15 protein-coding genes are annotated in these 20,501 nt (G+C 44.3%); 11 read left to right on the top strand and 4 right to left on the bottom strand.

The features are described from left to right. The first annotated feature begins 24 nt into the window (after positions 1 to 24). The 5 genes from eboC (at position 25) to DXN04_RS15060 (ending at position 5,910) form a co-directional block, all read left to right on the top strand. On the top strand, positions 25 to 885 hold the full coding sequence (gene eboC / locus DXN04_RS15080; RefSeq protein WP_116854172.1) for a UbiA-like protein EboC: 861 nt from the start codon (positions 25 to 27) through the stop codon (positions 883 to 885). Between the two features lie 126 nt (positions 886 to 1,011). Then, complete coding sequence (locus DXN04_RS15075; RefSeq protein WP_116854171.1) at positions 1,012 to 2,166, top strand: 3-dehydroquinate synthase; 1,155 nt, start codon at positions 1,012 to 1,014, stop codon at positions 2,164 to 2,166. Between the two features lie 13 nt (positions 2,167 to 2,179). Beyond that, on the top strand, positions 2,180 to 3,397 hold the full coding sequence (gene eboE, locus DXN04_RS15070) for a metabolite traffic protein EboE (RefSeq protein WP_116854170.1): 1,218 nt from the start codon (positions 2,180 to 2,182) through the stop codon (positions 3,395 to 3,397). Positions 3,398 to 3,437: 40 nt separating this feature from the next. Next, complete coding sequence (locus DXN04_RS15065; protein WP_116854169.1) at positions 3,438 to 4,802, top strand: alkaline phosphatase family protein; 1,365 nt, start codon at positions 3,438 to 3,440, stop codon at positions 4,800 to 4,802. Between the two features lie 328 nt (positions 4,803 to 5,130). Further along, on the top strand, positions 5,131 to 5,910 hold the full coding sequence (locus DXN04_RS15060) for a sulfite exporter TauE/SafE family protein (protein ID WP_116854168.1): 780 nt from the start codon (positions 5,131 to 5,133) through the stop codon (positions 5,908 to 5,910). Positions 5,911 to 6,055: 145 nt separating this feature from the next. Here the strand turns inward: DXN04_RS15060 and DXN04_RS15055 are convergent, their stop codons facing one another. The 3 genes from DXN04_RS15055 to DXN04_RS15045 all read right to left on the bottom strand — a co-directional run bounded on the left by DXN04_RS15055 (position 6,056) and on the right by DXN04_RS15045 (position 10,153). Next, positions 6,056 to 6,400: an MmcQ/YjbR family DNA-binding protein gene (locus tag DXN04_RS15055; RefSeq protein WP_158569030.1), complete on the bottom strand. Its 345-nt coding sequence runs from the start codon at positions 6,398 to 6,400 to the stop codon at positions 6,056 to 6,058. Between the two features lie 371 nt (positions 6,401 to 6,771). Next, positions 6,772 to 8,517 (bottom strand): DUF885 domain-containing protein, encoded by a 1,746-nt coding sequence (locus DXN04_RS15050; protein WP_233525602.1) that lies wholly within the window; start codon positions 8,515 to 8,517, stop codon positions 6,772 to 6,774. 265 nt (positions 8,518 to 8,782) lie between these two features. Further along, a complete protein-coding gene (locus tag DXN04_RS15045) occupies positions 8,783 to 10,153 on the bottom strand; it encodes a 3-keto-disaccharide hydrolase (RefSeq protein ID WP_116854166.1) in 1,371 nt (456 codons plus the stop codon). 318 nt (positions 10,154 to 10,471) lie between these two features. On the opposite strand from DXN04_RS15045, the gene DXN04_RS15040 reads away from it, so the two are divergent. Both DXN04_RS15040 and DXN04_RS15035 read left to right on the top strand, forming a co-directional pair. Continuing rightward, entirely contained in the window at positions 10,472 to 13,471 is a 3,000-nt protein-coding gene (locus tag DXN04_RS15040; RefSeq protein WP_116854165.1) for a SusC/RagA family TonB-linked outer membrane protein, read from the top strand. A gap of 20 nt (positions 13,472 to 13,491) precedes the next feature. After that, positions 13,492 to 15,096 carry a RagB/SusD family nutrient uptake outer membrane protein gene (locus DXN04_RS15035; RefSeq protein ID WP_116854164.1) on the top strand — a complete coding sequence of 535 codons (1,605 nt, stop codon included), beginning with the start codon at positions 13,492 to 13,494 and terminating at the stop codon, positions 15,094 to 15,096. 78 nt (positions 15,097 to 15,174) lie between these two features. On the opposite strand, the gene DXN04_RS15030 is transcribed toward DXN04_RS15035, so the two are convergent. Beyond that, a complete protein-coding gene (locus DXN04_RS15030) occupies positions 15,175 to 15,402 on the bottom strand; it encodes a DUF1016 N-terminal domain-containing protein (RefSeq protein ID WP_116854163.1) in 228 nt (75 codons plus the stop codon). A gap of 116 nt (positions 15,403 to 15,518) precedes the next feature. Here DXN04_RS15030 and DXN04_RS15025 point away from each other — a divergent pair, with 116 nt between their 5' ends. The 4 genes from DXN04_RS15025 to scpB all read left to right on the top strand — a co-directional run bounded on the left by DXN04_RS15025 (position 15,519) and on the right by scpB (position 20,271). Next, positions 15,519 to 16,100: a DJ-1/PfpI family protein gene (locus DXN04_RS15025; protein ID WP_116854162.1), complete on the top strand. Its 582-nt coding sequence runs from the start codon at positions 15,519 to 15,521 to the stop codon at positions 16,098 to 16,100. Between the two features lie 363 nt (positions 16,101 to 16,463). Beyond that, entirely contained in the window at positions 16,464 to 17,336 is an 873-nt protein-coding gene (locus DXN04_RS15020) for a WG repeat-containing protein (protein ID WP_116854161.1), read from the top strand. Positions 17,337 to 17,852: 516 nt separating this feature from the next. Beyond that, on the top strand, positions 17,853 to 18,752 hold the full coding sequence (gene atpG, locus DXN04_RS15015; RefSeq protein WP_116854160.1) for an ATP synthase F1 subunit gamma: 900 nt from the start codon (positions 17,853 to 17,855) through the stop codon (positions 18,750 to 18,752). 274 nt (positions 18,753 to 19,026) lie between these two features. Further along, positions 19,027 to 20,271, top strand: coding sequence for an SMC-Scp complex subunit ScpB (gene scpB, locus DXN04_RS15010; RefSeq protein ID WP_116854159.1), 1,245 nt, complete (start codon positions 19,027 to 19,029; stop codon positions 20,269 to 20,271). The last annotated feature ends 230 nt before the right edge of the window (positions 20,272 to 20,501 follow it).

Here is a 20,501-nt window from a genome sequence, read left to right as displayed (position 1 = left end):
AAATTACTAGGATATTTACGTTTAATGCGTCCTGCCAATATCATCACTGCCGTTGCAGATGTACTGGCCGGGATTGCCATATCCGGTTTTTTGGGATCTGAAGTTGTCAATTACCTGGATCATTTGTTGCCAATACTTTGTCTTTGTCTGGCCACTATAGGCCTGTATGGAGGAGGAGTGGTATTCAACGATGTGATAGATGCAAAACTGGACAAAGTAGAACGACCTGAACGCCCGATACCAAGTGGCATTATTTCTATGACCCAGGCGATTGTGCTGGGTTCGTACCTGCTTTTGGTGGGTATACTGGCGGCATTTACAGTAGGTAGGATCTCCGGCTTTATTGCGCTGGGTATTACTGTGAGTGCACTGGTGTATAATAAATGGGGAAAGCACCAGTTCTGGGGCCCTGTGAATATGGGTCTTTGCAGAGGTTTGAATTTGTTGTTAGGTATCAGTATTGTGATGCCTGCATTGCAAACATACTGGTGGATGGGTATTATACCTGTGATCTACATTGCGGCGGTGACTTACATTAGTCGTGGTGAAGTACATGGCGGTACTTCAGCAACCATGCGGATTGCAGCCGTTTGCTATGCGTTGGTATATGGCACTATGTTCGCCCTGGCATACTACAATGAGCACTTACTGATCGCATCTCCTTTCATCATTTTATTCATCATTATGATTAACAGGCCCCTGTGGATTGCGATGAAAGAGCCTACAGGACCTAATATCGGCAAGGCGGTGAAAGGTGGCATTATTGCCCTGATAGCCATGAATGCTGCATGGGTGGCGGCATTTTCTTCCCTGCCTCATGCATTGCTGGTTTTGATCTTATTGCCAATATCAATGTTAATAGCAAAAGCATTTGCTGTAACCTGATGAATTTATTTGATTTATAATTTATTGATATCGCTTTTACCGCAGGTAAAAGCGATTTTTTTTGCTGCCGGCAGTTTTGTACTTTTAAAACGGCTTTAATTATTTGATGAGCATTCAATCATAGCTATGCACGTTATTCAACAGACATTCAGTGTACCATACTCTTACGAAGTATTCTTTACTACTCATCTCTTCGACTCAGGGAACCCACTGCTTAAAAATTACCTGGAATCCCAGGCCGCGAACAATCTCAGCAAGCGATTATTGGTCATTGCTGATGAAGGATTGATCAAACATCATCCGAACCTTCCTGCACAAATCAGACATTATTGCGCATCTGTGAGTGGTTTTGAACTTGCCGGCGACATCCTGGTTATTCCGGGAGGCGAAGCTGTAAAAAACGACATGCCGCTTTTTTACAGTCTTGTAGATGCTATTGATCAGTATTCCATCGACCGTCATTCTTTTGTGATTGGTATAGGTGGTGGTGCTGTGCTGGACCTGGTAGGATTTGCCGCTGCAGTATCACACAGGGGGGTACGTCATATTCGTATACCGAGCACCGTATTGTCTCAAAACGATTCTGGTGTAGGTGTTAAGAATGGTATCAATTACAAGGGGAAGAAGAATTTCCTCGGCAGTTTTGCACCACCGGCGGCTGTATTCAATGATGCGCACCTGCTCACTACTTTAGATCCGAAAGATTGGCGTGCAGGTATTGCAGAAGCCGTGAAGGTAGCATTGATCAAAGATGCACCTTTCTTTGAATGGCTGGAGGCAAATGCTACTGCGCTTGCTCATGGTGATCTTCCACTCATGCAGGAACTGGTGTATCGCTGTGCAGCATTACACATGGCACACATTGGTGGTGCGGGCGATCCGTTTGAAAGTGGCTCTTCCAGACCTTTGGATTTTGGTCACTGGAGTGCACACAAACTGGAACAGTTATCCAACTTCGATTTGCGCCATGGCGAAGCTGTATCTATCGGTATGGCAGTAGATAGTGTATATGCTTCATTGCTGGGTTGGCTGGATCAGGCATCTGCTTTGCGGATAGTAAAGTTATTGCAGCAATTACAATTGCCGGTATACCATCCGTTGATGGAAAATAAAGATGGCGTACCATCGCCGGTGATCAAAGGACTGGAGGAGTTCAGGGAGCACCTTGGCGGCAGACTTACCATTTGTTTATTAAAAGGAATCGGGGTGGCTGCAGAAGTTCATGTGATGGATCTGACACTCCTGGATAAGGCTGTGGAAACAGTACGATCGCTTTCTTAAAAAACCTATTTTCATGCAAACAGTAACAGGTCATCTTTCCTATTGCACGAATATCCACCCGGGTGAAACCTGGCCAGATCATTTCGCGCAATTGCAACAATATATTCCCGCAATTAAATCAGCTATCTCACCTGACCAGGCTTTTGGTATTGGTTTGCGTCTTGCAAATACAGCCAGTTTAGAGCTGTCGAAAGAAGTGAATCTGCTCGCGTTCAAACATTGGTTGAAGGAGCAGGATTGCTATGTATTTACGATGAATGGTTTTCCATACGGCGGTTTTCATCATACGGTAGTGAAGGACCAGGTGCATACGCCTGACTGGACGACAGCCGAACGGGTGGAATACACTTCCCGCCTCTTTCGCATTCTGGCGGCTTTACTGCCTGCCGGTATGGAGGGAGGGATTTCTACCGCACCATTGTCTTACAAACTGTGGCATGATGATTTGGAAGCAGCGATGGAAGATGCGACTTTGAATATGCTGCAGGTATTGGGGCAGTTAGTACGCATTCATCGTGCAGGTGGCCCTGTCATGCACCTGGATATAGAACCGGAGCCGGATGGATTGATGGAAAATATCCAGGAGTATATTGACTGGTATTTTGCCTACCTGATGCCATTGGGAATCAACTACCTGCTGGACCAGTTTGATATGAGTGAAAAAGAAGCTGGTGCTGCTGTAAAAAGGCATATACAATTGTGCTACGACGTATGTCATTTCGCGTTAGTATACGAATCACCGGCGCATGTATTAGGCAAGTTGAGCGAGTATGGATTGAAAGTGGGGAAACTGCAGATCAGTGCAGCCCTTAAAGCGGCAATGCCGGAAGATCTTACTGAGCGGCAGTCGGTGGCTCATGCATTCAGTACATTCAATGAACCGACTTACTTACACCAGGTAATAGGCAGGAAGGCAAAAGGTGGTTTTGTGCATTATCCGGATCTGCCACAGGCACTGGAAGATGTGAATAATAAGGAAGTGGTGGAATGGCGTTCGCATTTTCATGTTCCTGTGTTTTTGGAACACTACGAACTCTTATTTTCTACACAGTCTGATATCAGGGAAGTACTGGAATTACAGCGTGAACAGTTATTCACGCAGCATATGGAGGTAGAAACATACACCTGGGGTGTACTGCCGGCAGCGTTGAAACTCCCTATGGATCAATCAGTTTCGCGCGAGGTAGGCTGGGTGATGCAGCAGCTTGGAATTCAGAAAAAGGAAGTATAGATTTGAGCACGAATTATATCCTAAGAATGGCTCAACGATCATGAAAAAGACAGTTGTTATTGATGTCGTAGGTCTCTCCTCCTCCCTGATTGGAGAGCATACACCCTTTTTGAAGGCGTATGTACAGCAGCACCAGTTGCGCACAATTAAACCGATGGTGCCTGCAGTCACCACAGCGGTACAGAGTACCTATGTCACCGGACAATGGCCTGCGGAGCATGGCATTGTAGGTAATGGCTGGTATGACCGTCAGGATTGTGAAGTGAAATTCTGGAAGCAATCGAATAAGTTAGTGGAATCACCTAAGATCTGGGAAAGGGCGAAGCGGATAGATCCTGACTTCACCGTTTCTAAAATGTTTTGGTGGTACAACATGTATTCCAGTGCAGATTATTCTGTGACACCTCGTCCGCAGTATTTATCTGATGGCCGTAAGGCACCGGATTGCTATGCACATCCTTCTTCACTGCGTGATCATCTGCAAAAAGAGTTAGGTACGTTTCCCCTGTTCCAGTTCTGGGGACCGGGTGCAAATATAAAATCCACGCAGTGGATTGCAGATGCTTCTGTGATGACGGATGATCTGTATGATCCTACTTTGACATTGATTTATCTGCCACACCTGGATTATTGTTTACAGAAATTCGGGCAGGATCTATCACGCATCAGTAAGGAACTGCATGAAATAGATGAGGTGGTAAAACAACTTGTCACGCATTATGAGAAGAAGGATACCCGTGTGATCATTCTCTCAGAGTATGGTATTACAAATGTGAATAACCCTATTCACCTGAATCGCATTTTCCGTCAGGAAGGTTTGATAGCGGTGAGGGAGGAGAGGGGCCTGGAACTGCTGGATGCGGGTGCTTCCAAAGCATTTGTGGTAGCAGACCACCAGATTGCGCATGTGTATGTAAATGATCCTTCTGTGTACAAGAAGGTGAGGGCAATTGCTGAAAATACACCTGGTATACAGCTGGTATTGGATCGTGAGGGCAAACGTGCACATAATATGCACCATGCGAGGAGTGGTGAGCTGGTATTGGTGGCAGATAGTAATAGCTGGTTTACTTACTATTACTGGCTGGATGATGCAAAGGCACCAGACTTTGCCCGGTTGGTAGATATTCATCGCAAGCCAGGTTATGACCCGGTAGAGATGTTTATGAATCCTGCAGATCCCCTGATCAAATTAAAGGCAGGTTTTAAGCTGTTAAAGAAGAAACTTGGGTTCCGCTATCTGATGAATGTGATTCCGCTGGATGCGACTTTAATTAAGGGTTCTCATGGCCGTATTTCGGAAGACAGCCAGTATCATCCGGTATTGATTACTGCAAAGGGGGAGGAGACGAGCCCGGTAGAAGCAATAGATATTTACGATGTGATCTGGAAAACTATGCAATAGTGCATTAAAAAAGTAATTTTCAGCATCGCTAACGAAGTTAAGTTTTTAGATAAAAATGGCATTCGGGGGATTGGCCTACCCAATCCCCTGATTTCCTATAATTCCTAGACTAGGTAGGCTATACCCCCCTCAAAGGCAATACTGTCAGAATTATAACCTTAGGTTATATCCCATAACTTTTAGTAATGACCTAATCCCCCTGATAATTTTGTTCAACCTGCGCCAACACTGTATTTTTGGCTTGTCCGCGACACTTATTTGCTAAAAAGGAAATTCATCAAAACCAACCGACGACCTGCCAACCGGCACGTGTGTGTCTAACCTGTATATGATTGCGTTATTTCAACAGACTGATTATTGGGTAATATTATCCATCGGATTGATCGTGGGCTATCTTTCCGGTTTACTGGGCAAAGGAGGTAGTGCAGTGAGTACACCCGCATTACAGATCTTCGCCGGTGTAAATCCATTCTTTGCCCTGGCTTCCCCTTTACCGGCTTCTATTACAAGTACGATTTCCGCGACAGCGGTATATAGCAAGGAAAAGCTTTTTGATAAGAGAGTGATTGGATTAGGGGCTTTATTTGGCGTGCCTGCTACGGTAGTCGGGGCATTTTTCAGCCATTATTTAAAAGGGGAGACATTGATGATCTGTACGGCTTTGTTTATCATGGCAATTGGTACGACATTATTGATTTCGTTTTTGAAGAAGCCATCTTCAGTAGTTGCAACTGACGAGCACTTTCACACAGGTTTGATGATCCTGGCGGCTACAGGTATTGGTTTATTATCCGGCTTGTTAGCGAACGCGGGTGGTGTATTATTCAGCAGCTTCTTTATTAAGCGTTTAAGGATGCCTATTAAGCAGGCATTGGCATGTTCAATCGTTTTATCTGCGATACTTTCCATACCCGGGGCAATCGCGCACTGGTACCTGGGCCATATAGACTGGAATATCGCATTATTACTTTCGGTGACAGCGATCCCATCTTCTTACCTGGGCGCCAAAACTGCGGTGAAAATGAAGACACCCTTACTTGAGAAAGTATTTGCGTGTACGCTGATTGTATTCGGCTTGTATGATATTATTTACACCGTTTTCTCTTAAAATGTCGGCCACAGGCCACCCACCAAATAAAAAAGCTTTTACCTGCATGGGTAAAAGCTTTTAATATTTTAAGGGGTATGCAGGAGTCCTAAACGCTGCCAGCGTCAGGCGCAAACCTTCCAACCACAAAAAATCCAGGGTGTACTTATACCCTTTGCTCCCGCAATATCTGCGCCCTTTCTTCCGGTGGTAATGAACTTACTACCAGGTCATAGGCATTCTGTAATAAAGTTTGTAATTGCGGCACTGGTAAAGTATCCAATTGTTTGATCTGTACCCAGTGGTACCTAGCCAGATAAGGGGCAGGTACGATACCTGGTTGGGAAATGAGGCGGTGGAAATCCTCCAGCCTGCATTTCAGGGAGATCTGATGTGGAAAAGTCTTTGAGATCATGCAAAAGAGCTTTTCACCTACGGAAAACCGTACATCATCGTCCCACTTCTCTTCCCGCACTACGGCAGGGAAGGCAAGGCAGTAATTAAGGGTCATGTCAAACATAATACTGGCAGCTTAAATGTTAAAAAAATTCCTTTCTCTCAGTGAAATTATAAAGCGCAAATGTTTACACAAGCGTGCAATAACTTAAAACGTGAAATGGTAAAAGGCTCGTTGAAATGGATAGCTTTCGTTATAGATGAGTCTCTTAGTGATATGGCAACGTTCCTAAAACCTTAATGGTTCCGAGTTCCCTGAAATAATAAAATTCCCACTATAAATTTAAGTATCTTTTCTCAAAGCGGACACATATTTTATTGTTAAATCCACATTATCAGGAAGCTGTACAGTAATTGGGGTGTATAGATTTAATCATAATATTTACCTTTTGCAGGATGAGGCATCCTGCAAAAGGCAATTTGGTTTTATTTGAATTTCCTCGCCATCTTTTCTTCCAGCACATCCAATGGTACGCAACCATCTTTCAACAATTCGTCGTGGAATTCTTTAATATTAAATTTGGTTCCCAACTCAGCAGTATACTTGTTCCTCAATTCGCGGATTTTCATTTCGCCAATTTTATACGACAAAGCCTGTGCCGGTAGTGCCATATAACGCTCAATTTCTGCGGTTGCTTCCTGTTCGCTTGTGGGTTCATTATCAAGCATATACTTGATAGCCTGTTCACGGGTCCATCCTTTATAGTGTAAACCTACGTCCACAACGAGTCTGATGGCACGGTGAATTTCATCACTGAGTCTGCCGAAGTACATGTAAGGATCTGTATATATTCCTAATTCTTTTCCAAGGCTTTCGCAATAAAGTGCATAACCTTCCCCATATGCGCCAATCCAGTTAAATCTGCGGAATTTAGGCAACGAATCGTTCTCTTGTTGAATAGAGATCTGGAAGTGGTGACCAGGTATTGCTTCGTGCAGAAACAGGCATTGCATGCCGGTGTAACCAAATTCTTTTGCGTTTAGAATCGGCACATAGAAGACACCCGGTCTGGAGCCGTCTGCTGCTCCCTGCATGTATTCTGCACTGGCAGATGCGGCACGGAATGCTTCTGTTTGCCTGATTTCAAAAGGAGTCTTTGGCAGGTGACCATACATTTCTTTTACCTTCGGCATGATCCTGTCTTTGATGGCAGCGAAGCTATCGAGGATTTGTTTAGGTGTAGAGAAGATTTTGAATTTCCTGTCTGTCCGGATGTAAGCAAAGAAGGAGGGCAGGCTGTCTTTGAAGCCGGTCTCAGTCATGGTCTTTTCCATTTCGCCTTTAATGCGGGCTACTTCCTTTTCGCCGATGGCAAAGATTTCATCTGGGGTGAGGTTGGTGGTGGTCCAGTATTTACTGTAGAGTGCATACCAGGCCTTACCATTAGGCAGGGCACCATAACCACTGGTAGTGCGTGCCTGGGGCAGGTATTCTTTCTCCATGAAATCATGCAGGCGGGCATAGGAAGGGAAAATGTACTGCTCGATGCTTGCTTTGTATTCGGCTGCCAGTGCGGTATCCTTCAGGGTTTTCAGCGGGGCATAGAATACATTGCCGGTATCTTTCTTAGCGATGTCGGCGAGTTGGGGAAGGATTTTTACGACCAGGGATTTGGGTAAGACAACGCCTGCTTTAATGCCCTGGCGCATGTTAGCGATAGCGGTGTCAGCCCATTCGGAGAAGGATTTCATGCGTGACATGAAATGGCGGTAGTCGTCATTTGTTTTGAATGGTTGTGCGCTGGCACCTGAACCAAACAAGGGCAGCATTAAGGTGAGGCCGCTGAACTGATCGAATGGCATGTAGTGATCAGGGAATTTCAGTCGTTCTTTGCTTAATGAAAGATCGCGTTGCAACATGAGATAACTGATCAGGTCATTGCTGGTGAGGCCTGCGGTATCAATTCCTGTGAGTGCTGTTTGGTAGCGGGTATAGAAGCTATCGAGGTGATGACGGAAATGTTCGCTGATATCTATTTGCAGGAGGCTATCATATTGATGTTCTCCATTCATCGTTGCTTCCAGTGGAAACAGTTCCATTCTTTCATCGTAATATTGCTGGACGATGTGGTGCAGGGAATCGGCTCCATTGCCTGATTGCTTGCCGGGCTGACCACAAGCTACTGCCAGCAGGATCGATGGCAGCAGGAGATAGTGTTTTTTAAACAGCATTTATTTATAGATTTTGTTGATATGTATGGGCTAAAAATAAAAAAACACTCCGAAGAATCGGAATGTTTTATATAGAACAGTGAACAATGAAAACTTATTAATACCGGGTATTTATCAGCTCAACTCTTCTCATTTTCAAATGATTGCTGGCTACTCAATCGTTTAAGCTCCAGATTGGTTTCATTCGAAATTTCATTCAACGGCCGACTTCGGCTTTACACACCCGTTGCAAAATTAGGTTAATAATCAAGATCAACTTGTTAACCTATTTTAAATTTTTGATTTTTATGCTACGGAATGACACAGTATTTCCATGATCCTGGAGTAAGATGTGTCCTTCTGGCCAAAGACCAAAGTTATTCCAATTTTTGTATTTAGATATCGCTACCAGGTCTTTAAATTCTTTGGACCCTCTTTCATACTCCACCATCTTTATGCCATTCAGCCAATGTTCCACATGATTATTTGGATATACAATGACACGGCCATGGTTCCATTCACCGATTTTTCTAAATGCATTCTGGTTAGCATCTTTCTTTCTTGGGATGAGGTCGTACAGTGATGACAGGGTTCTGTTACCATCGCGGCCAAGCTTGGCATCGGGATGACGCTCATCGTCAAGTACCTGGAATTCCAGGCCTATGGCTGACTTTCCTTTGGTGTCATAGTCTTCTTTTACGAAATACTTTACACCACTGTTTGCACCTTCTGTCAATTTGAAATCGAACTCCAGGTCGAAAGCACCATATTGTTTGTCGGTGATGATGTCACCACCTGAACCTTCTTCATCTCCTGTAGACTGGTGAATGGTGAGTAAACCATCTTCCATGGTCCAGCCGGTGGTTGGGAAGTTTTGTTTATTTACCCTTCTCCAGCCGGTGGATGTTTTGCCGTCCCATAAGAGAGAATACCCGTTTTTCTTCTCTTGTGGAGATACTGTGTTTGGTACATTATTCACCACATAGATATTATCATAAGGAGAATACTGTGAAGCATCCGGGTTTTCTAAAATGCGGATATTGCGCCAGTGGATCTGTTTGCCTTTATCTTCTGGTTTGTAGATCTGATGCACCTGCAGGGCAATGAAGCCTTTCAGTGTCATATCGTCTATTACATGCGCACAGGCGACGCCATTGATCCATGTTCTGATCTCCGATCCTCTGCACTCAATCCGGTATTTGTTCCAGTCCTGCTTTTTGAACGCCTTTTGCGCACCTGGATTCAGGTCCAGGGGATAGAGCCATCCACGACGGGCTTCGTCATATATTCCACCACTCCATGCTCTGTCGCTTGGGTCTACTTCCATCTGGTAACCATGTACCCGGCCATTGTTATAGTCAGGTTTGCTCTCGCTACGGAATTGAATACCATAATTCATTTCCGCGTCAAGCTTGAGTTCAAGCTCTAAAATAAAATCACCGTAGTCTTTTGTGGTAGCAAGAAAGGAATTCGGGCTTCCCGTGACGGATGTGCCCACGATTTCATCTTTTTTGGCCTCATAGGTAGCTGTCCCATTTACTTCTTTCCATCCCGTGAGGTCCTTACCATTGTAGAGTGAATGCCATTGAGCTTTCTTTTGTGCAGTTGCCCAACTGCTAAGGAGCAGGACACTACAGACCAGTAACGTGTTTTTCATAACAATGAACCAAAACTAGTTTTAAAAATAAATAATAACACTCATTTATTCAACCGATTGCACCATTTATGTGATGAGCGGTAGAAATTCTTTTTAACCAAGGAGTACTAACTTCTCTCTAAATTTATGCAATCGTTTGCAATTTATAACGAATCTACTTAACTTGTATTGCCCCGATCCGGATTTGTAAGAAAAACCTGAGAATTAGCGCACATTATTTTTATAAGTAAGAAACTGTAGTTGTTAGCTGCCGGAGAGGAAGGGCCATTGTATACTCAAATTAAAGTTGAACTATTCTGTTACTCTAAATTCTACGTAATGAAAAACACGTTATCGAAAACGGGAGTGATACTCCTGTACCTGCTATTGCTGGGGACCCTTATTCGTGCACAACAGCTTGTTAACCTCTCTGGAAAGGTAACATCGGCGGATGGTAATCCTGTCATAGGCGCTACGGTCGCAGTGAAAGGAAAATCGAACGGTACTGTTACTGACAACATGGGAGCTTATAGGCTGAAAGTCTCGCCCGGTGCCACGATCGTCATCTCGTTTATTGGGTATTTACCACAGGAAATTCCGGTCAACAACAGGACATCTATTGATGTGAAATTGGCGGAAGACAACAAGAAACTCGAAGAAGTTGTCGTAGTTGGTTATGGACAACAAAAGAAGAAGGATGTAACAGGATCTATTGCTTCGATCAGCAGCAAAGCAATTATGGAAGTGCCGGTTACAAATGCACAACAGGCATTGCAGGGAAGGACCCCTGGTATCGATGTCATTAATAATAGTGCGAAGCCGGGAGATGAGCCAAGGGTACGTGTAAGAGGTACCCGATCGCTTTCTGCGGGAAATGATCCCTTGTATGTGGTGGATGGAATTCCGTTTGCGGGTGCGCTGAATGATATCAATCCTTCGGACATTAGTTCGATGGATATTCTGAAGGATGCATCGGCGACTGCCATATATGGATCGCGTGGTGCAAATGGTGTGGTGCTGATTACCTCGCGAAAAGGAAAAAGTGGCAGCAGGCCGGTGGTGAGTTATAGTGGAATCTATGGGTATGTGCATGCGCTGGGTCGCACGGATATGATGAATAGTGAACAGTACATTGCCATGAAGCGGGAGGCTTATCGTACTACAGGTGCTTATGATGATAATAACCCTGACGCTTCTGATGCGAAGATTTTCAATGCTACTGAACTGGCGAATGTAAAAAGAGGTGTGAATACTGACTGGCAGGATTTGTTGATTAGTCCGGGCTGGCAAACAAGGCATTCACTGGGTGTAAGTGGAGGAACGGATAAGACGAGGTATTCGGTAACGGGTGGTTACTTTAAAGATCAGGGAGTACTGAAGTTGCAGAGTTATGAGCGTTATAATCTGCATGTTGCAGTGGACCAGGAAATCAGTAAACGAATTACAGTAGGTACTTCGATGTCTGCTGCCTATAGTACGCGCAAAGGCAGTAGTTATAATGGTATGGGAGATGCTTTGAAAATGTTGCCCATTGCAGATCCTTATGATGCCAATGGAAAGCTCATCACCTATCCTACGGGTGATAACCAGCAGCCGAATGCTTTGTTGAATTATGTACCAGGCAACAGGGTGGAGAATCTTTATCACCTGCGTTTCTTCAATAGTCTGTATGGCGAAGTGACCATTCTCGATGGGTTGAAGTATCGCCTGAATGTGGGCACAGATTTACAACAGAATAACTACGGATTGTTTTTAGGAAAGAATAGCACTGACCTGCTGATTGGGGGTGGGGATGCGACTGCTACCAAGCAAAGCCAGTTTGTGTGGGCGTATACAGTGGAGAACCTGCTGACTTATAATAAGACTTTTCATGAGAAACATAACCTGGGTGTAACTGCATTGTATAGTGTGCAACGCCAGCGGGAGGATAGTTCTTCTGCATCAGTAAGGGGGATCCCGGTAGAGTGGCAGGAGTACTATGGTTTGGGCCAGGCTGCCAATGTAACGGGGATTGGAAGTAGTCTGGGTACATGGACAATTCTCTCTTATATGGGTCGTGTGAATTATGGCTATGATGACAGGTACCTGCTTACGTTGACGCTGCGTGCAGATGGTTCATCCAGGTTTGCGCCGGGGCATAAGTGGGGATATTTTCCTTCTGTGGCGTTAGGATGGAATATTACGCGGGAGCATTTTATGCAGGGGACACAATTTTTTGATAACCTGAAACTGCGTGCGAGTTATGGTAAGATTGGTAATACAGGTATACCGCCGTATGCAACGCAGGGTTTGCTGGGTAGAACGACTTATGCATTTAATAATAAGGGTACCCTGGGGTATTCTCCTATCTTACTGCGTAATCCTAACCTGACATGGGAGACGACTACTTCTACCAACATTGGCCTGGACTTCAGTGTGCTGAAGGGAAGGATCAGTGGTACGGTGGATGTGTATAAGCAGAAGACAACAGACCTGTTGTTACAGAAATTTTTGCCTTATAGTAATGGCTTTGATTATGTGTTAGAGAATACGGGTGTGACGCAGAATAAAGGGATTGAGGTAGGGATTTCTACAGTGAATATAGAATCGAAGAGTGGGTTTAGCTGGACGATGGATGTGAACTTCTTTGTGAACCGCGAGAAGATTCTTGCATTGGGAGAAGGTAAGACACAGGATATAGGGAATGGATGGTTTGTAGGGCAGCCTACTTACGTGTATTATGATTATAAGAAAGTGGGTATCTGGCAAACGGAGGCAGCGGCGCAGGTGTATAAGCAGCACCAGGGGGAAATTCAATTAGCTGATGTGAATAATGATAAAGCTATTACTGATAAGGACAGGGTGATTTTAGGATCATCGCAGCCGAAGTGGTCTGGTGGTATGACGCAGCGTTTTAGTTACAAGGGATTTGATTTGTCGATCGTAGCGTTTGCGCGTATGGGCAGTATGATCAAGAGTGATTTTTATGCGACTTACAATACATTGTTTGGCAGGTATAATAACCTTGATGTGAATTACTTTACACCGGATAATCCTACGAATGAATTCCCGCGTCCGAACTCTAACCAGGAGCGGCCGAATAACTATAATACATTGAGTTATTTTGATGGATCTTATTTCAAGATCAGGAATATTGGCCTGGGGTATGCGCTGCCAAAGAAGCTGATGGACAGGTGGCAGATGGAGTCCCTGCGGTTTTCGGTGGATGTGAAGCAGCCCCTGATTATTGCACCATACAGGCAGAAGTACAAGGGGATAGATCCTGAGGATGTGAACCTGATAGGTATTGATGCGCCGGCAACATGGATGCTGCAGTTTGGGGTGAATGCAACGTTTTAATTTTTTTAAATCATTTGATTATGAAAAAGTACTTATTCTTAATATTAATAGTGGCTGTATCGTGTAATAAGATGTTGGATGAGGATGTGGTGACGAATGTGACGGATGATTTTTATAATACGCCGGGAGGTTTTACAACGGCGGTGAATAGTAGTTATGCGGGCCTGAGAAACTTTTATAGTACGGAGCGTGGAATGACGGTGAGTGTGTTTGGTACGGATACTTATACGAATGGATCGGATGGGGATTTTAAGTTTGCGAACCAGTATACATCGCAGTTGAATCCAAGTTATTCACATTTGAGGGAGATCTGGAATGGGTTATACCAGGCGATTAATGTGTGTAATGTGGTGACGACGAGGGCGGATGCGATACCGGGACTTGATTCGGTAGCAAAGGTGTCGGGTGTGGCGCAGGCACGTTTTTGCAGGGCTAATTATTATTTTATTTTATTGCAGTTGTTTGGTGAGGTGCCTTTAAATTTAAAAGAGAATACATCGATAGAAACGGAGGCGCACCGGGATCCGGTAGCTTCTGTTTATGCATCGGTGATAAGTGATTTGCAGTATGCAGCGTCGGTGTTGCCGGCATCGCAGACGGATTGGGGAAGGGCCACGAAGCCGGCGGCGGAGCATTTGTTAGCACGGGTATATTTGACGAGGGCATCTTCTGCATCGGCAGTGGGGACGGATTATGATAGTGCGGCGATTTATGCTACAAGGGTGATATCACAATATGGATTTCAGTTGTTGCCTGATGTAGGGCAGGTGTGGGCGCAGGGGAATGAGAAGAATAGTGAGACGGTATTTGCGGTGCAGTATATTAATGATGCGTTGTATAATTCATCGGATAATAATGCGTGCAGATTCTTTTTGATGCAGTATGATGTGTTAGCTGGCATGAAGCGGGATCTGGCGAATGGTACACCGTGGAAACGTTATCGGCCTACGAAGTTTTTGTTGGATACCTTGTATAAGGATAGGGTGAATGATAGCAGGTATGAGAAGTTTTTTACGAGGGTATGGTATTGTAATACGGCGACAGATAAGTTGAAGGTGGGGGATACATCGGTGTATATGCCGGGGGTAGATGTGACAGATGCGGAGATAGCGAGTAAGAAGTATTTGTATGTGCCGCCGCGTAATTATACAGAGAAGTTGTATCCGTCATTGAATAAGTTTGCCGATGCGTTGCGGCCGGATAACCAGGCATCGGGGGTGAGGCCGTTTATAGCGTTTAGGTTGGCGGAGGATTATTTGATAGCGGCGGAGGCGTATATGAAGAAGGGGGATAATGCGACGGCAGTGGGGTATATCAATACGTTGAGAGTGAGGGCAGCGAAAGTGGGGGCGAGTGATGCGGAGACGGAGGCGCATAAGGAGGCGATGAAGGTAGCGGAGGGGGATTTGAGTATTGATTTTATCTTGGATGAGCGGGGGAGAGAGTTGGTAGGGGAGCAGATGCAGTGGTTTGATTTGGTGCGGACGGGTAAGTTGTTGGAGCGGGTGAGGATGCATAATCCGCAGGGAGGACCGAATATAGAGGAGAAGCATGTGTTGCGGCCGATTCCGCAGGATCAGATTGACAGGAGTAGTAATGAGTTTGGGCAGAATCCGGGGTATTGATTTTTGGAAGGATCAATTGTGCAGACGCTGTCTGCACAATTGATCCTTTTTGGTTATTCGAGTATTCTGTAAATTGTGTCAACAGTGTTGACACAATTGTATTTGATCGATTTTTAGTTGATAATTTTCAATGTGTGCTGCTAGTTCGGTTACCGTTTTGTTACCCCAAACGGCATTTGCAACCTTACTACTAATATATGCCCCTACCTGCCAGTGTAAATTGATCAACTCAATATTAACTTGCTTGATGGCATTGCTTCTTGCCTGTTTAATGAGCAAGATGACTTCATCGAATCGTGTCTCCATTATTAATGATTTTACTTGTTATTTATTAGTTGCTTTTCATGAGAAAAAGGTTGCTCTTGTGGATAAAAAAATTTATTCACTATCTTTAATCTCACTCTTAAAAACCCCCTATTCTCATGGCCAAAAAAAACATCCTCTTCCTCACTGGAGACTATGCAGAAGATTACGAAACCATGGTACCATTCCAGATGCTCCTTATGGTAGGTCATAACGTACATGCTGTATGTCCTGATAAATCAGCAGGGGATAAGGTTATTACTGCCATCCACGATTTTGAAGGAGATCAGACTTATAGTGAAAAACGAGGTCACAATTTTGTGTTGAATGCTTCGTTTGCTGATGTGAAACTGGAGAATTACGATGCACTGGTTATTGCAGGTGGGAGAGCGCCTGAATATTTAAGGCTTAATTCCAGGGTGATAGACATGGTAAGACATTTTGCACATGCTGATAAGCCGATAGCGGCTATTTGTCATGGGATACAGATTTTGACGGTTGCTGATGTGGTGAGAGGGAAGACATTGACGGCGTATCCTGCTGTAGGACCTGAAGTGACGATAGCCGGAGGGCATTATGCTTCGGTGAATGTGGATGAGGCGGTGACGGATGGGAATTTGGTGACGGCACCGGCATGGCCGGCGCATCCACAGTGGATAGCGGCGTTTTTGAAGGTGTTGGGAACGGAGATTAAGTTATAAGGAGTGAGGGAATTAGGTAAATGGTGAAGAAATTGAATAGGCAGTGAGTGAGCTACAGGAAATAGTGAAGAAATTGAATAGGCAGTGAGTGAGCTACAGGAAATAGTGAAGAAGTTGAATAAGCATTGAGTGAACTACAGGAAATAGTGAAGAAATTGAATAGGCCGCGAGTCAACTACAGGTAATGGTTAAGAAGTTGAATAAGCAGTGAGTGAGCTACAGGAAATAGTGAAGAAATTGAATAAGCAGCTAGTCGACTAATTCAATAATTAAGAAATTCAGGTAAAGGCCTTCTCTTCGGGGAAGGCCTTTTTGTGCATAATTCAATGATATTTATTATTTTTGGTATACAATCCTTTTCCTATGAAACGATATTTCTTCCTCTCATTGCTCCTGTGTCCGGTAATGTTTGCGCAGGCGCAGCGAGCAGATTCCCTGGTTAAATTTCAGAAAGATGGAAAATATGGCTTCAATGATGCCGCTGGTCATGAGATCATCCCTGCTCAGTATGATGCAGTTGGAGAATTCAGGTATGGAGCAGCAGCGGTACAATTAAAAGGGAAATATGGAATTGTGTTTGCCAATGGAAAGCATTCTGCTTATAAATATGATTCTGCCTGGGTAAAGGGGAACTTTTTCTTTGTGAGTAAGAAGCAGAAGCAGGGTTTGCTGGATAGTACCGGCAGGGAATGGGTAGCGCCTGTATATGATGAGGCAAAACCGGAAAAGGATGGATATGCGAGAATTAAGGTAGGAGAATTGTATGGAATGGTGAATAATAAAGGGAAGGTGATCCTGAAACCGGCGTATGATATGATTAGCGGGGTGAGTCATCATAGTGTACTCATCTATAATGGGGAAAAGTGTGGTCGGGCGGATCTGAAGACGGGAAAGGTGATTGGAACTCAATATGACAAGATTGGGCCGTTTAAGGATGGACTGGCCTGGGTAAAACAGGATAGTAAGTTTGGATTTATAAATGATAAAGGAGATGTGGTGATTCCAGTGATGTATGACAGGGTTGGGAATTTTAATGAGGGGCTGGCTCCAGTGGGGGTGAGTGGGAAGTTTGGATTTATTGATACCTCCAATAAGGAGGTGATTGCACCGAAGTATGATAATGCTATTATTTTCCAGAATGGGAGAGGGCTGATTAAGTTGAATGGCAGGGTGGGTTATGTGGATAAAGAGGGGAATGAGACGTGGACGGAGTCAGTGCCGGAGGCGGGGAAATAGAAAGTGATCCGGGAATGAATGAATTAGGATTTAATAGGATGAAGGCGAAGAAATTCCGGAAAGGATGGATGAGGGATTATTGATGAAGGAGAAGGAATCCCGGAAATGAAATAAAGGATGAAGAAGGGAATTATTTGATGAAGGAGAAGGAATTCCGGAAATTCCGGAAATTCCGGAAAGGATGAATGAGGGATTATTGATGAAGAGAAGGAATCCCGAAAATAAATAAAGGATTGAAGACTTACCAGGGATTAAAATAAGGGATTGAAAATTAAGAGAATAAGCACAATAACCTTTTAAAGTTGAACACTAAAAGAGCCTTTTTTGAGGTTTGTAAGGGTATGATTTCCCCAACCATTCCAAATTATTAATATATGACGAGGATCAACTCCTCTTTACCGGCAAACTATCCACAATCCTACCAATCTTAATTTGTTTTCCTTACCTTTGCAGCCAAATTCAGGAGCTCCCAAAGGGCTTTTAGTCATATAAACTTTACGTAATACATAAAACATTATGTCCGGTCAGCTTAAAGAAGTTCGCAACCGAATTAAGTCCACACAGTCCAACCTGCAGATTACAAAAGCCATGAAAATGGTGAGTGCTGCTAAACTGCGTCGTGCGCAGGATGCTATCTTACTCATGCGTCCTTATGCCGTTAAATTGCAGGAAATGTTGTCAAACATTGTTTCCAACAGTGAAGGCAGCATTGATCTGGCATTGGCAGCAGAGCGTCCTGTTGAAAAGGTATTACTGATCGTAATAACCTCGGACAGGGGTTTATGTGGTGCTTACAATTCAAACCTGATCAAGCTGACTAAGCAGGTGATTCGTGAAAAGTACCAGGAACAGTTTGAAAAAGGTCATGTAACTATCCTGCCTATCGGTAAGAAGGGTTGGGAGCATTTTGGTAAGAATGGTTACAAAATGAACGAAACTTTCTGGCACCTGTTTGCACACCTGGATTTCGACCATGTGAAGGAAGCTGCTGCAGTAGCCATGGAAGGCTTCACCAGCGGTCAGTATGATGCTGTTGAGATCATCTATAGCCAGTTCAAAAATGCTGCTACTCAGTTCTATATATCTGAACAGTTCCTGCCAATTGCGAAGGTAGAGGAAGAAATTCCTGCCGGAAAGGGGAAGAAAGTGGCGAAAGCTGACTTTATTTATGAGCCGGAGAAGGATACCCTGATTGCTGAGCTGATGCCTAAGATTCTGAATACACAGTTGTACAAAGCGATGCTGGATGCGAATGCTTCTGAGCATGGTGCACGTATGACTGCGATGGATAAGGCGACAGAGAATGCAAATGAACTGCTACGTAATTATAAGATTAGCTATAACCGTGCACGTCAGGCGGCGATTACAACTGAGCTGACTGAGATCGTGAGTGGTGCAGCGGCGTTGGAAGGGTAAGCACTTCTGATATAAGATAAGGTACAGCCGGATGTGATGATCGAATAGTTTGAGAAAGATTTAGTTGTACTGGAAAGGTAAGATTCTGACTGAGAGAACTGCAGTGGGTGAATTGAAATGGATAGTGGCGTTCTTCCTGAAGGGTAAAACCTGACTTATACACATCGTATTAACAGCGATATTTTTAGATTTTATCATAAAGGTCAAAGACTGTATTTTCGGTCTTTGACTTTTTATCTTATAGGCGTTGACGCCAGCAATTGAAAACCGGATAATGGAAATCTCACAGATCATACCTCATGTTGAATCACTGATATTCGCTGCTGACAGACCCCTGCCTGTGCTGGATATCACCGACTTGTTAAATAATGCGCTGGCTTTCCTGGAAGACAGGGTGACTGTTGATCAGGTGGAGACGGCCATTGAGGCTATACGGGAGAAGTATAGCACGGAGTTTTATGCGTTTGAAGTGAGGGAAAGTGGGGGAGGATTTCAGTTCCTGACCAAGAAGGAGTATTATCAGACTGTAGCGCAGCTGAATGGGGATAAGTTCCTGAAGAGGCTGTCTACAGCGGCGTTGGAGACGCTGGCGATTGTGGCGTATAAGCAACCTATTTCTAAAGGGGAGATTGAGCATATTCGTGGGGTGAGTACAGATTATTCTATTACTAAATTGCTGGAGAAGGAGTTAATTGTGATTTCAGGGCGTAGTGAGACGCTGCCAGGGAAACCACTGCTGTATTCTACTTCCAAGGCGTTTATGGATTATTTTGGATTGAACTCACCGAAGGATCTGCCGAAGTTGAAGGAGGTGTTTGAGGATGATGTGCAGCCTACGTTGATAGCAGGATTAGAGGGCGGAAATGGAGAGGAAGATGATGCGATGATTTTGAGGGTGTCAGAGAATGGGGAGTTGGTAGAGGAGGAGGTTTTGCCGGTGATTGAGGAAGAAGTGAGCGAGGAGGTGAGTGGGCAGCTGGAGCTGCCTTTGGGGCAGGAGAAAGTGGAAGAGGAGGAGGAAACGACAGGTAGGCCGGATGCGCCTACAATGGAAGAAGAAGTTGAAGAAGGGGCGGGAGATGTGGAAAACGCGGGAGATTTGGAAGAGATAGGAGATATTGAGGATGCAGAAGATGTTGAGGAACCTGGGGAAGAGGAGGAGGAAAATCATCCTGATAATGTGATTATTGAGAAGTTAATGATTGAGGATACTGCATATGTGCCTGATCCAAGGGAAGAAGAAGAGGGGGAAAAAGATGATGAAGTAGATGGGGAGGAACTTGATGAGGATGATTTTGACGAAGAAGAAGATGATGAAGAAGAAGATGATGATGAGGAGGAGGAGGAAGATGATGAGGAGAAAGATGATGAAGACTTTAATGAAGAGGAAGAAAATGATGAAGAAGATGATGATTATGACGATGAGGAGGAAGATGACGAAGATTTTGAAGATGAGGATGATGAAGGTGATGAGGACGATGAAGAAGAAGATAATGATGACAAAACTCATTCAAAATAATACAAATAAAAAAACGCTTTCGCCCTCCGGCCAAAGCGTTTTTTATTATGGCAAAAGGCCCTGCGGCCAGAAAAAAATCGACTGGGAATTATCCTAAATCGATTAGAAAAATCCTCTGAGAAAACCCCTTGAGAAAATCCCCTGAGAAAATTCCCTGGAAAACCCCCAGGGCAAAATCAACTAGAAAAACCCCCAGGCAAAATCCCCATGCAAAATCCATTGGAAAAATC

Origin of the sequence: Chitinophaga silvisoli, assembly GCF_003412465.1 — a bacterium.
GTDB classification, from domain to species: domain Bacteria; phylum Bacteroidota; class Bacteroidia; order Chitinophagales; family Chitinophagaceae; genus Chitinophaga; species Chitinophaga silvisoli.
The sequence above is the reverse complement of the archived record's forward strand: the minus strand, read 5'-3'. Positions and strand labels throughout refer to the sequence as shown.

Bases quoted from the DNA above. Each gene is read 5' to 3' on its own strand.
- eboC (WP_116854172.1), top strand. From the start codon at position 25: ATGCGTCCTGCCAATATCATCACTGCCGTTGCAGATGTACTGGCCGGG.
- DXN04_RS15075 (WP_116854171.1), top strand. From the start codon at position 1,012: ATGCACGTTATTCAACAGACATTCAGTGTACCATACTCTTACGAAGTA.
- eboE (WP_116854170.1), top strand. From the start codon at position 2,180: ATGCAAACAGTAACAGGTCATCTTTCCTATTGCACGAATATCCACCCG.
- DXN04_RS15065 (WP_116854169.1), top strand. From the start codon at position 3,438: ATGAAAAAGACAGTTGTTATTGATGTCGTAGGTCTCTCCTCCTCCCTG.
- DXN04_RS15060 (WP_116854168.1), top strand. From the start codon at position 5,131: ATGATTGCGTTATTTCAACAGACTGATTATTGGGTAATATTATCCATC.
- DXN04_RS15055 (WP_158569030.1), bottom strand. From the start codon at position 6,400: ATGACCCTTAATTACTGCCTTGCCTTCCCTGCCGTAGTGCGGGAAGAG.
- DXN04_RS15050 (WP_233525602.1), bottom strand. From the start codon at position 8,517: ATGCTGTTTAAAAAACACTATCTCCTGCTGCCATCGATCCTGCTGGCA.
- DXN04_RS15045 (WP_116854166.1), bottom strand. From the start codon at position 10,153: ATGAAAAACACGTTACTGGTCTGTAGTGTCCTGCTCCTTAGCAGTTGG.
- DXN04_RS15040 (WP_116854165.1), top strand. From the start codon at position 10,472: ATGAAAAACACGTTATCGAAAACGGGAGTGATACTCCTGTACCTGCTA.
- DXN04_RS15035 (WP_116854164.1), top strand. From the start codon at position 13,492: ATGAAAAAGTACTTATTCTTAATATTAATAGTGGCTGTATCGTGTAAT.
- DXN04_RS15030 (WP_116854163.1), bottom strand. From the start codon at position 15,402: ATGGAGACACGATTCGATGAAGTCATCTTGCTCATTAAACAGGCAAGA.
- DXN04_RS15025 (WP_116854162.1), top strand. From the start codon at position 15,519: ATGGCCAAAAAAAACATCCTCTTCCTCACTGGAGACTATGCAGAAGAT.
- DXN04_RS15020 (WP_116854161.1), top strand. From the start codon at position 16,464: ATGAAACGATATTTCTTCCTCTCATTGCTCCTGTGTCCGGTAATGTTT.
- atpG (WP_116854160.1), top strand. From the start codon at position 17,853: ATGTCCGGTCAGCTTAAAGAAGTTCGCAACCGAATTAAGTCCACACAG.
- scpB (WP_116854159.1), top strand. From the start codon at position 19,027: ATGGAAATCTCACAGATCATACCTCATGTTGAATCACTGATATTCGCT.